The organism is Tenuibacillus multivorans (assembly GCF_900103915.1).
Lineage (GTDB): Bacteria > Bacillota > Bacilli > Bacillales > Alkalibacillaceae > Tenuibacillus > Tenuibacillus multivorans.
The window spans coordinates 24,749-36,803 of sequence record NZ_FNIG01000009.1 but is presented as its reverse complement, the minus strand read 5'-3'; the positions used below and the strand labels follow the sequence as shown (position 1 = coordinate 36,803).

Annotated in this window: 12 protein-coding genes; 2 read left to right on the top strand and 10 right to left on the bottom strand. The window is 37.8% G+C overall.

The annotated features are described in order from the left end of the window. Positions 1 to 561: 561 nt before the first annotated feature. The 7 genes from BLP77_RS12620 to thpR form a co-directional block, all read right to left on the bottom strand. Positions 562 to 987 (bottom strand): PH domain-containing protein, encoded by a 426-nt coding sequence (locus tag BLP77_RS12620; protein WP_093857496.1) that lies wholly within the window; start codon positions 985 to 987, stop codon positions 562 to 564. 565 nt (positions 988 to 1,552) lie between these two features. Then, positions 1,553 to 2,407, bottom strand: a complete 855-nt coding sequence (locus BLP77_RS12610; protein WP_093857494.1) for a YtnP family quorum-quenching lactonase — start codon at positions 2,405 to 2,407, stop codon at positions 1,553 to 1,555. A gap of 24 nt (positions 2,408 to 2,431) precedes the next feature. Next, entirely contained in the window at positions 2,432 to 3,067 is a 636-nt protein-coding gene (gene trmB / locus BLP77_RS12605; RefSeq protein WP_093857493.1) for a tRNA (guanosine(46)-N7)-methyltransferase TrmB, read from the bottom strand. A gap of 119 nt (positions 3,068 to 3,186) precedes the next feature. Beyond that, positions 3,187 to 3,984 carry a phosphotransferase family protein gene (locus tag BLP77_RS12600; protein ID WP_245686883.1) on the bottom strand — a complete coding sequence of 266 codons (798 nt, stop codon included), beginning with the start codon at positions 3,982 to 3,984 and terminating at the stop codon, positions 3,187 to 3,189. A gap of 98 nt (positions 3,985 to 4,082) precedes the next feature. Further along, positions 4,083 to 5,012 (bottom strand): diacylglycerol/lipid kinase family protein, encoded by a 930-nt coding sequence (locus BLP77_RS12595; RefSeq protein ID WP_176753072.1) that lies wholly within the window; start codon positions 5,010 to 5,012, stop codon positions 4,083 to 4,085. A 17-nt stretch (positions 5,013 to 5,029) separates the two neighbouring features. Beyond that, complete coding sequence (locus BLP77_RS12590) at positions 5,030 to 5,932, bottom strand: NERD domain-containing protein (protein WP_093857490.1); 903 nt, start codon at positions 5,930 to 5,932, stop codon at positions 5,030 to 5,032. Between the two features lie 10 nt (positions 5,933 to 5,942). Further along, positions 5,943 to 6,503 (bottom strand): RNA 2',3'-cyclic phosphodiesterase, encoded by a 561-nt coding sequence (gene thpR / locus BLP77_RS12585; RefSeq protein WP_143001444.1) that lies wholly within the window; start codon positions 6,501 to 6,503, stop codon positions 5,943 to 5,945. A gap of 129 nt (positions 6,504 to 6,632) precedes the next feature. Between thpR and BLP77_RS12580 the strand changes: the two genes are divergently transcribed. After that, positions 6,633 to 6,839, top strand: coding sequence for a DeoR family transcriptional regulator (locus tag BLP77_RS12580; RefSeq protein ID WP_093857573.1), 207 nt, complete (start codon positions 6,633 to 6,635; stop codon positions 6,837 to 6,839). Here the strand turns inward: BLP77_RS12580 and BLP77_RS12575 are convergent. Then, positions 6,836 to 7,546, bottom strand: a complete 711-nt coding sequence (locus BLP77_RS12575) for a pseudouridine synthase (protein ID WP_093857488.1) — start codon at positions 7,544 to 7,546, stop codon at positions 6,836 to 6,838. The two genes, BLP77_RS12580 and BLP77_RS12575, sit on opposite strands and share 4 nt — an antisense overlap. Positions 7,547 to 7,557: 11 nt before the next feature. Beyond that, entirely contained in the window at positions 7,558 to 9,183 is a 1,626-nt protein-coding gene (locus BLP77_RS12570; RefSeq protein WP_093857487.1) for a putative polysaccharide biosynthesis protein, read from the bottom strand. Between the two features lie 90 nt (positions 9,184 to 9,273). Here BLP77_RS12570 and BLP77_RS12565 point away from each other — a divergent pair, with 90 nt between their 5' ends. Further along, complete coding sequence (locus BLP77_RS12565; RefSeq protein WP_093857486.1) at positions 9,274 to 10,545, top strand: BaiN/RdsA family NAD(P)/FAD-dependent oxidoreductase; 1,272 nt, start codon at positions 9,274 to 9,276, stop codon at positions 10,543 to 10,545. Between the two features lie 326 nt (positions 10,546 to 10,871). Here BLP77_RS12565 and BLP77_RS12560 read toward each other — a convergent pair whose 3' ends face one another. Continuing rightward, positions 10,872 to 12,044 carry a hypothetical protein gene (locus BLP77_RS12560; protein WP_093857485.1) on the bottom strand — a complete coding sequence of 391 codons (1,173 nt, stop codon included), beginning with the start codon at positions 12,042 to 12,044 and terminating at the stop codon, positions 10,872 to 10,874. Positions 12,045 to 12,055: the final 11 nt, after the last annotated feature.

The following is a 12,055-nucleotide window of genomic DNA, read 5'->3' as shown; positions in this document are numbered from 1 at the left end:
TGACGATTTCCTTCTTTGTCTATTAACTTATCAAGCAAAAACTTGGTAAGTTTATATTTTATACATAAATTATCCAATATTGAAATTGGTTCTGCCATTGGACAAACGCTATCTGAGTTTAAAAAATCAGCTAACAACTTAATAGAGGATTCTTCAAATCAAGAAGAAACACGTAAAAATTTAAAGGAATAACGAAAAGCTTGGGACTCCCAACGTGTTCCGATATTAGGTGCAAAACCTTAAATCTAAAATCACATCTAAAAGGACACTTGGGTAAAATTCCAAGTAGTTTAGTTTTGGAGTACAAACATTAAAAATGCAATTCAATGCTCTTTTTTCATTGTTAAATCAATATTCGCGTGTATTTAGGGTTGCTTTTTACACACAAAAATGTAACTCAATTTGCATACCTACAATAATTATTGAAGATCTGCAAAAAACAAGAAAAAACCAATGTAATTTGGGCTACAAATAAAGAGCAAATTCCTTATCGGAAAATGCTCACTCTTCTTCATCTAACGCACCCGATAGTTGAAGATATTTGTAGTCAATTATTGATTACTATTTTAAACTTTTCTCATTTATTTGTATTTGAGGATTTTCTTTTAACAATAGGTCAATAAATTCAGAATTATTTTCAGGAGAAATTCTAATTAAATTGTATCTATCATAGTAGATTTCTAACCTATCGAAGGATAAGGCAGGTGCCGTAAATATACTTTTTACTTTACTTACTTTACTTATCTCTTGTATATTTATTTTCCATTTAAATGGTCCACAATGAACTTTTAATTCTTTATCCTTAATTTTATAGCCCGTTCCAAACCATATCCAAATTAAAATTACAATTATAATAAATCCAATTAAATAGTAAGCTGTCTTAATAACAATTGGCTCTGTATCAAAAATGGAACCAAGAATGATGATAGATATAGTCCCCCAAATTGCTATAAAATACAGTAAGTCTCTTTTAGCTTGAAAGAACAATCATTCCACTCCTTTCCCTCTTTAAATAAGTATAAGGACGAAAAGGTGAAAAGGATTCTATTTCCATCCTTATTGCTAAAAGGTACTGTTCAATAATCCTGCCCGTTACTTTTAGTACAAACTTTTGTATTCTTGAATTGATTTTAACATAATTTTCTATTTTATCTTGAGCAAAATAAAAAATCACAACAAATTCACACTCTTGCATTAATATACCATAGACTTTTGGGATAGTTTTAAACTGAAATCGAAACTTGGTGAGAAAACTGGACGTGGGTAAAAAATTGCTTGGTATCGGGAAGTCAGCGCGCTTCATTGGGCAAAAAACTCACATCATTGGGGAATCAGCAACCCTCTTTGGGCGAAAAACTCACATCATTGGGGAATCAGCAACCCTCTTTGGGCGAAAAACACCTTGCATTGGGGAATTAGCTCCCTGCATTGGGCGAAAAACTCCCAACATTGGGGAATCAGCACACCTCATTTCACGTAAATTCGAAATGAGGTGTGTTATTTACTTTATGTATCTAAACGGAACCCTTAGACTCTCCCAAGCTTTTCATATTTACGAATAATCATACCGCGTCCGTTTAACAGCGTCTTCAATTTCTTTCTCATCATTAAATTTAATGGCTCGATAATACGCATCATGATAAAAAATAAACCAGCTATCATTGGCGTAGGCTTCATCTTGTAGTTGTTTCTTTTCATGAACGCTTGTCACCGGATAGTCATCATAAGCTAAAACCCACAACGGATTTTGGTGCGCATGGGTCGGCATTAAATCCGCCATATGGATAAAACGATCATCCCCGTCTTCAAATTTAATAACGGCGTGACCATCACTATGACCACTCGTATGCTGCATCGTTAAGCCTGATACAACTTCTAAACTGTTTTCAAAAGTCTTAACTTGATTTTGAACAGGCTTCCAGTTGCTTTCCCAATATGTATTCTTTGAGCGCATATTTGGTTTTCGCATTTCATCCCACTCGATTTGGGATACAAAAATCGTTGCATTCGGGAAGACACTGACTAAGTCACCATTCTCTGGCTTTGTTAACCCATTTGAATGATCAAAGTGTAAATGTGTCATCAGCATGCCATCAATATCCTCAGGCGATAATCCCAATTCCGATAGCGATTCCTCTATTTTCGATTCTTCTAAAACGCCAAAGTTTCGTTTTTGTTTATCATTTAATTTATCTTTACCGACTCCTGAATCGATCAAGAAGTTCTTACCATCAATTTGCAATAAAATGGCGTCACAACGAAGTTCGATTTGGTTTTTATCATTGTGTGGATACTTTTTACTCCATAATGGTTTCGGTACGACACCAAACATCGCTCCACCATCCATATGGGTCACGCCACCATTTAACCAGGTTAAAGTCGCACGTCCAATCTTTAATATTTCCATGTCTCCCACTCCCTTTATGTATGATTAAAATTTAGCGATACAGCGATAAATTGGCTGGCCTTTACTTGAAAATTTCTCTTCATATTCCGTCATGACATTGGTGTCATCTTCTAATTTATGCAAGTCTAACGTCACTTCTTCTAGCGTCATGCCAAATTGCGAAAAACTAACGATTGAGTACTCAAAAAAATGACGGTTATCTGTTTTGAGAACGATCCTTCCATCATCTTTTAAAATGGATTGATACTGATCTAAAAAGGCATGATACGTTAAACGCCGCTTCTCATGTCGTGTCTTTGGCCACGGATCTGAGAAATTCAAATAGATGATATCTATTTCATTTTCCGCAATTATGTCTCTTAAGTCCTTGGCATTTTCATGGATTAAGTGTGCATTTGACACCTCGGCATCCAAAACTTTCTGGATCGCTGTGACGATAATACTCTCAGCCTTTTCAATGCCAATAAAATTCATATGTTTATTTTGTTGAGCCATATTAGCGATAAATTGGCCTTTACCAGTTCCAATTTCTAATCCAATCGGCTGATTGATTTCAAACAATTCCTGCCATTTTCCCCGATAGTCAAATGGATTTAATACAGCAATATCATCATGTTCCTTGATAAAATCTGCTGCCCATGGTTTGTGTCTTAAGCGCATGTTGTCACTCCTAAAAAAGCTAGTACGTCATTTTCCTTATAATTTAATCCTATAACAACTTACCCCGTTATGAAAGTAAAAAAATCTATATTCAAATGAACAAACACTTGAATATAGATTTAACAAAAAGCTAATTTATGTTGGCTTAACCTATTTTTCCATTTCAACGCGTTGTCAATTTCGCCCTTTTCTAAATACCAGATATAATACGATAACGATAACGCAATCATGTACCATTGGATGCGCATATGCAGTTGATGATCAAACTCAACACCATATTTAGATAGCCATGTCTGCCATTGCTCACGTGGCACGTACTGGTAAAGTAACATACTCAAATCTATCGCAGGATCCGCAATGACTGCCTGATCCCAATCGATTAAATATAAGTGATCGTCTTCACCGAGCAACCAATTCTCATGATTAATATCAGAATGACAAACCACTTTTTCCTGACGCCTCACTTGATCTAAATGCTTATGTAAATATTCGAGTGCATGGGCAATTAAAGCATGGTCTACCTGATCATGACCTCGATATTGATTGATTAAACGCACTAATAAGTTTGATGGCTCAAGCGGCATCTTGCCCATCCGCATAAATAAATGCAAAATTTCTGATGAGTGGTGGATTTTACTTAACAACTTGGCTACTTTATCTTCCTTCATCTCACGTTTCCCAAGAACTCGGCCTTCTAACCATTTTTGAGCTGTAATCACATCGCCGTTTTCTAGCCGCTTTGTCCAAACGAGCTTCGGGACAATACCTTCTGCCGATAGCACCGCCAAAAAAGGTGACGAATTCCGTTTTAAAAATAACTTTTCATTCTGATTTTCGGCTAAAAAGGCTTCCCCAGTGGTGCCGCCAGCTGGAGAAATCACCCACTCGGAACCTAATGCATGCTCCAATTCACTCACCCACTTTTTGCACATAATCTTTCATATGTAATAAACGAGACTAGACTAGATTAACCTATATTTCGTATACATTTCAAGAGGGTTTATAAAATTTCCTCTTATTTTCTTATGACCTGACGTGCCCCTAGTTCTTTTTCAATTCGACTTTGATAGCAGCTAGAGGTAAACCCATCTGCGTGGTAGGTTAAAGGTTTTTCTGACTTCAAGCCAATGCTTGAACATGGCAAGGTTTCAACTTCTTTTAAAGAGGTATGCTTCCCGAAAAAGACGGTTACAAACAACAATAAAATTTTCCACTTAGACATATCTTTAACGATCGTCACATGAAACGTATGTGGATTAATATTAGCATCAGGTGCAATCTTCATGCCACCACCAAAATAAGGATGATTATTAATCGTGATCATCCAAACGTTTGAGAGAGTCTTAGAGTTCCCGTCAATATTCAACTCAATGTCCTTTGGTTTAAACGTAAATATCGTCATGATTAAACCGATGACATAGATTAAAAACGTCAGCCGTAAACGGTTAAACCAGGCTTTCATCTTTGATGCATTGACACGCTCAGCCACTTCAGCATCAAAGCCAAAACCGATACTCGAAGCAAACAATTTAGACTTATTTTTGGGATTTAAATCCATTACATATTGTCCAAACCAATAGGGCTTTAATAATAACTCATCAATCGATTGTCTAAGGTTCACTTTGGGATTAAGCGACGTCATGCACCCTCTCGCAAAATCATTACCAGAACCTACTGGTATAAATGATATCGGAATGTCACGGTCATGTTTTAACCCATTTAACACTTCATACAGCGTGCCATCCCCACCCACAACGAATAATAATTGAATTTTATCTTGATGTAACCTGGCAATCTGACTAGCTAATTCCTTCGCGTGTCCGGGATATTGAGAATAATACGTTCGATATTGCTTTTGGAAATCTCCTTGACGTTTAATAAAATCTTGCACAATCTGTTCACCACGCCCATTCCCCGCGGCAGGATTTATAATAAACACATACATCATAACTCCCCTTAACCTTACAAAATATGATCCTCTTCTTCTTTCCATATCGGACGTTTAACAAACGTTTTTTGCGTATGCTCTAGTAAAGCTTCACTTACCTTTAATTGTTGATATTTTATCGGGTAACCCGTCTTTCGAATCGCATCGAACCATTCCTCATAGTTTAAGAGGTCAACATATTCAGTTTGATAAGCTGGTGTTTGATTTAATATACGCTGGTTCCGTGCTAACACGACCTTTTTGATCGGGAATTCAAGTTCATGATACTGTAAAATACTTGAAATCATTTTCTCCATTCGCTTTAATCCGATCAATGGATTGACGACCGTATGAACCTGCCCTTCATCGATTGTCTGCCATTTCCGCTCATCAACAGGCTGATACGTCGTGCCAGAAGCGCCATCTAATACCGAAACACACATGATGTCGGTTGGAGTCACGATGATAATATCGCCTTCAATCACCGCTTGCTTCATCTTAAAAATAGGCTGATAGAGTAATAGATATGTATCCGGAAAACGTTGTAAAAAATATTTTAATAAATTGTCTGTCTCATAAACCTGATCAAAATAAGAGACTTCTTGTAAGGTACTTGATGCCCACTTTAATTGAAAGGAGAAGACTTGGTTTAAAAACAATTGCTTAAGTTCATGCTCGTCCACTGGTAGTGGTAGCTCCCTGTGCTCCTCTTCCTCCCAAACATTAAACTCTTTTTTTCGATTAAAAATCTTTTGAAATAAGGATTGTTTCTCTTCCTGTTCAGGTTCACTTAAAATCGGCATCTCCTTCTCCGACTCCCATTGCTCACGTAAACGATGGAAACTATCCTTTTTCATGCGGATAAACTGACTAGGATAACGAAACATATCCTGTTCATATCTTGATATGTAATCCTGTAACTTAATTAACTGAGCCATATCATGTCTCCTATTCTAGCTTAAATGATTGTACGACTTCATATTTTGGCCATTGATCTGGATGAACACGATATAAATTAAAGCTGTTCATCGTAAAATGTAAATGCTTTTCCGCATCGATTTTATGTTCTAAAGCCTCTTGGGATAAATGGATCTTTCCTTTACCCCATTTTTTGGCTAATGTGATATGTGGACGATATGGACGTTTTTCCTTATCAAAATCGAACGTCTCTAATACATGATCGACTTCTGATTTTAATGTCATGATGTCATCTTGCCGTTCAACTTCAGCATACATGACTCGTGGCTGTTCTTCTTTTCCGAAAAAATTTAACCCGTTGATGCTGACATCGAATGCATTCAATTCTAATGATTGAAGCTTACGTTTCAGTTCAGCCACCTGTTGAGATGACAAGGCACCTAAAAATCGAATCGTAATATGGAAATCGTCGATGTGCATCCATGTCCGATAATCCACAAATGGCTCTAATGCTTCCTGCCACTTTGCAAGTATTCCCCGCTTAACCTCAGGAACTGGAAATCCGATAAAGTAATGTGAATCGCCAGTCATTTTAAACAACACTTCTCTTTCCTTTAGAATTTTTTGATTTTTTCATTAACTTTATTGTACAATATTTTTATAAAAATGTATCATTCATAATTTTTTAGGGGTGGTTCTTTGAGTTATCCATCAGAAACAATGTTGAATCGTATTAAGGACATCTATTTGTATTTGTACGAAAACGGTTCAGCCACAACAAGTGAACTTTCAGAACAATTCGGATTATCTGATCGTACCATTCAACGTGATATCAATGTGCTACAATACAATGGACTAGTTGAAAGCTGTCGCAAAGGCGAATGGACAACAACAGATAAAAAAGTCAAAATCCCAAAAAATATTTAATGCTTCTGTAATTGCTTAAGCTCTTCTTCCGTTAATTCACGATACTCACCGTAATCTAAATGATGATCTAATACAAGACTGCCTATTTTTAGCCGTTTTAACTCAACAACTTCATGGCCTCTTGCATCAAACATTCGTTTAATTTGATGAAACTTCCCTTCTGAAATCGTAACACGTACATCTGAATACGCATCTGCAGTCAAAATCTCTAACTTTGCAGGTTTTGTTACGTAACCGTCCTCAAGGCAAACGCCTTTTTTGAAAGCGTCAACATCCGCATCAGTAACAAGGCCTTTTATTTTTGCTTCATAGACCTTATCGACATGCTGCTTTGGTGATAAAAGCTGATGGGATAATTCGCCGTCATTCGTTATAAGCATTAACCCGACCGTATCCTTATCCAATCGCCCTACCGGAAACAGTGAAAATGGCGTATAAAATTCATCCAGTAAATCGGTTACACAAGTCTCTTTATCATCCCTTGTTGCAGAAATAACACCCTTGGGCTTATTCATCATAATGTAAATATAGTCCCGGTAATCTAATGTCTTCCCATTAACGATAACCTCAGATTGCTTGGGATCAACGTGAAAGGAAGAGCTTTTAACAGCCTCCCCATCAATTGTGACCTTCCCCTTTTTGATTAACTGTTTAACATCTTTCCGTGAACCAAAGCCTTGATTCGCTAGCAATTTATCAAGTCTCATTTAAACCACCTTTAAATAAACCATTTTGAAAATCGTTTCACACGGTCCCCTAATAACCGCTCTAATAGCGTTGTTTTATAGGCCATCCATAAATAAGCATAGGCACCGATTAAGACTGAAAAAATTAACTGTGTAATCATTTTCCATTTCGTTGCCTCTTCACCAAACGGTAGACCAACAAACCATTTGACGAGTAGGACCACAACAGCCATGACAGCTGTTAGGATCGCAATTAATAATGATTTACGATAGAGCGGACGAACATTAAAGCGTGTCACCCGATAAATTTTTAAAATATTAAGCGCCGCTGCCGTTAAGACAGCTAAGCCTGTGGCGAAGACGGCCCCTTTTGCCTCGAACATTTGAATAAATGGAATGTTTAAAATCAATTTAACCGCTAAGCCCACACCTAGACTAATAACGGCGTAATTTTGATGGTTAATCCCTTGTAACATCGAAGCACTAACGGTAAACAATGCAAAAAATAACGCAACTGGCGCATAATAAGCTAATAACGGACCAGCGTAGCTTATGGCCTCCTCCACATTATATAACGAACCATAGGCCTGATCGGATAAGATGGCCAAGCCTACGGATGCCGGTAAAACTAATAACATCACAATTAAAAACGCCTGATGGATGTAGCTCGTATATTGTGCCTGGTTATTTTCAGTAAAAGACCTTGTAATCGCTGGCATGACAGCCATCGCAAGCCCAATAGCTATTGTTACAGGTATGATCACCAGTTTATGACCATACAAAAGAATGACTGATAAGAGCTTCTCTGAAATATCTGCTAAACCGATGTTGGCCATCGCACGATTAAACGTAAATTGATCAATCATTTGATACATCGGCGTTGCAATCCCAACTAACACAAAGGGACCAGCATAGGTAAAAAGCTCACTCATCATGTCTTTTTTCGTACGTGTTACCGTCCCATAACCTTTTAGATGGGCTTCACGATCAATCATCGGTTTTCGTTTTTTAAAATACGTTAATAACACAGCACTCGAGGCAATAGCACCGATTAAGGCTGCAAAAGTTGCCAGTCCAACAGCTAGCGTTACCGTGCCTTTGAACACATGAATAACAAGATAAGCACTCGCAAGTACGAAGACAATGCGAATGATTTGTTCCACGACAATCGATACAGCTGTCGGCCCCATGGACTCATGACCTTGAAAGTAACCGCGGAATAAACTCATCGCGGGTAAAATAATTAATGCAAAGCTCACCATACGAATGACGAATGTAACATCTTCTACCGAATTGGCTAAATCATTACTCGGGATAATAAGCTGAGCCAACCATTGAGCACTTACAAACAATATTAAGAAAGCTAGCGTCCCCATGGATAGCATTAACACTAGACCTGTTTTTAACATCGCATCCTTTGTGGCGTATTCTTCTAACGCATTATATTTCGCGATAAATTTAGACATCGCTAATGGAATTCCAAGTGTTGCGACACTTAGAAAGATTTGATAAGGGTTATAGGCATATGTATATAAAGCACCACCCGCATCACCAACGAGTAGGTAAAACGGAATAACATAGATTATTCCAAGAAATTTTGATAAAAAATTAGCGCCGGTTAACATCATCGTACCGCGCAGCACATTCGAATTTGACATGTTTTCACCTACATTTTATTGTTCAATCTATCACTTTTATTTTATCATATATTATAAACAGTTGAACGAACAGAAAGGCATGAAATCAAATTGACATATGATGTAGTCGTAATTGGTGGCGGACCGTCAGGATTAATGGCTGCGATTACCGCGGGCCGAAATGGCGCCAAAACCTTACTTATAGAAAAAGGAAATAAACTTGGACGAAAGCTTGCGATCAGTGGCGGAGGGCGTTGTAATGTCACGAATGTGTTACCTGATGATGAGCTAATTGCTCATATTCCGGGTAACGGAAGGTTTTTATACAGCGCATTTTCTATTTTTAATAATGCGTCGATTATTGAATACTTTGAATCTCTAGGCGTTCAATTGAAAGAAGAAGATAAAGGCCGGATGTTTCCCGTCAGCGACAGTGCCAAAACAGTCGTTAGTACGTTAGTCAGACAACTCGATGTACACGGTGTGGATCAAAGGTTAAATACTAAGGTTGAGGCTGTCCATTATGGAGAAGAGACGCATGAAATCATTTTAGAAAACGAAAAGGTGACGACCGCTTGTGTCGTAATTGCGGTCGGAGGGAAATCAGTTCCCAACACAGGCAGTCAAGGACAAGGCTATGCGTGGGCGAAAAAAGCTGGCCACACCATTACTGAGCTTTACCCTACCGAAGTTCCAATGACGTCGAATGAAAAGTTTATTCAAGATAAAACGCTACAAGGGTTATCATTACGTGACGTAGAAATCACAGCTTTGAAACCGAACGGTAAACCCATTCAGTCACATCGCTGGGATATTTTATTTACCCATCAAGGCTTATCAGGACCTGCTGCCTTACGTTTAAGCCAGTTTGTGGTCAAAGCCTTAAAGAAATTCAAAACCGATACGATTGATGTCACCATTGATTGTTTTCCAGATGAAGGTGAGCAACAAATCATAGACAAGCTGATGAAACAAGCTAAAAACAGTCCAAACAAATCAGTCAAACAAGTCTGGAAAAGCTTATTACCCGAACGATATTTATTGTTTATAATGGACCAAATCGATTTAGATCCCAGCACAACCTATCACCATTTAAAAAAGAAAAACGTGATAGAGTTATCTCATCTGGTGAAAAGCTTTACAATGAAAGTCAATGGAACCCTATCGATTGAAAAAGCCTTTATCACTGGTGGCGGTGTATCCTTAAAAGAAATCGTCCCTAATGAAATGGCATCAAAATTTATGGACCGCCTCTACTTTTGCGGTGAAATTTTAGACATTCACGGCTATACAGGCGGATTTAATATTACTGCAGCCTTTTCGACTGGATTTGTCGCTGGTTTGCATGCCGCCAATCGATCAGCTGAAGACGGTCAGGTTTAAGGAAAAAATCCGTACCTCAATAATCGGTACGGATTTTTTGATTCCCCAATGGGCTAGGCTAAATCCCCATTGGGCCTCAATTTTTGCCCGATAAATAGAGAAAATTCCCCAATGTATCACGATAATTCCCCATTCAACGTCATTTTTTGCTCAATCAACCGGGGAAATTCCCCAATGTATCGCTCTGATTCCCCATTACCCCTCAACCTTTGCCCATTAAACCAAAATAATTCCCCTATGACACAAGATAATTGCCTCCTGACTCCCCAACAAACCCAGCTCCTACAGAAAAAGGATCATGCGCAACTCCCGCATGATCCTACTCTTTACTCAAAACTCATTTTATAAATATTCATTTCCGCTTCATCTTTAACTTTTATTTCACCTTTATACACCGATTTATTCGTATCGACACTAATCACATTTAAATGATTCTCTTCCTGATTTAACATATAAATATAGCCAGCGTTAACTAAAATATATGGATATGGGTGAGAATCGGAACCGATCGGAACATCCTTTTGAAAATCTTGTTCCGCAATATTATAAACAGAAAGGAAGTTCTCACCATCTTTCGTCTTTTCGAAATAAAGGTTAGAGCCATCAAAGTACCGAACATCAGAATTTTCATTTTGTGGAATTTCAAGTTGTTCAATTTCTCCGGTCTTAACGTTATAGGCTAAAAGTTCGTTTTCGATCATTTCTTCAGTGAGACTGTCTGCTTGTTCATTTCTAACAATCTCATATTGACTTTTTCGAAACACAACATACTCACTTGGTGCATATAAAACAGATTCACCTAATTGACTAATTCTTTGATCAATATTATCCTGCTCTAGCTGATCAAACGAAATGATGGTCTCCTGACTCACTAATTCCCCTGATTGGATGTCAAAAATGAGTTCAGTGATTCCCGGTTTAGAACCATCCTGGTATCTTTCCGATAAATCCGTTAAGACTATAACCTTACCATCAGAATATTGCACATCGGCAATGTTATAAAAATTAATTCTTTGTTCACTATCGATTTCCATCGTATAGGTTTCCGATTTCTCTGTACCTTTATTTAACATGTTAACCTCTAATTCAATATCTTCCACACCATAAGCCGAATATGACTCATTAACATTGACCAAAATTAAACGCTGATTGTCCTCATAGACATTACGATAAAGGTAATCGACGCCTCGCATGAAATCACGATAACCTTGACGTAGCCGGTTCAACGTCATATTGTGTACCCCTTCAAACCGCTCAACAAAGGATAGATCACCATTATAAAGTGTCTCACCTTGACTTAACAGAAATTGTTCCTCATTTTCGTCATGACTAACAAGTCCCTCAAACACGAGAGGTTCTATTAAGCTTTCATCGCCTTCAACCGTTTCAATCGTCACGTCAGGAAGTGAATTCGTGGCGATGGCTGATTGGACATAATACGTCCCAATCCCTCCGACAATGACAACTAAGAGTAAGATCGATTTCCAAAATTTTTTCATAATATTCTCCC

Excerpts from the sequence above, each read along its gene's own strand:
- BLP77_RS12610 (WP_093857494.1), bottom strand. The coding sequence starts at position 2,407 with ATGGAAATATTAAAGATTGGACGTGCGACTTTAACCTGGTTAAATGGT.
- trmB (WP_093857493.1), bottom strand. The coding sequence starts at position 3,067 with ATGCGCTTAAGACACAAACCATGGGCAGCAGATTTTATCAAGGAACAT.
- BLP77_RS12595 (WP_176753072.1), bottom strand. The coding sequence starts at position 5,012 with ATGTATGTGTTTATTATAAATCCTGCCGCGGGGAATGGGCGTGGTGAA.
- BLP77_RS12590 (WP_093857490.1), bottom strand. The coding sequence starts at position 5,932 with ATGGCTCAGTTAATTAAGTTACAGGATTACATATCAAGATATGAACAG.
- thpR (WP_143001444.1), bottom strand. The coding sequence starts at position 6,503 with ATGACTGGCGATTCACATTACTTTATCGGATTTCCAGTTCCTGAGGTT.
- BLP77_RS12580 (WP_093857573.1), top strand. The coding sequence starts at position 6,633 with ATGTTGAATCGTATTAAGGACATCTATTTGTATTTGTACGAAAACGGT.
- BLP77_RS12575 (WP_093857488.1), bottom strand. The coding sequence starts at position 7,546 with ATGAGACTTGATAAATTGCTAGCGAATCAAGGCTTTGGTTCACGGAAA.
- BLP77_RS12570 (WP_093857487.1), bottom strand. The coding sequence starts at position 9,183 with ATGTCAAATTCGAATGTGCTGCGCGGTACGATGATGTTAACCGGCGCT.
- BLP77_RS12560 (WP_093857485.1), bottom strand. The coding sequence starts at position 12,044 with ATGAAAAAATTTTGGAAATCGATCTTACTCTTAGTTGTCATTGTCGGA.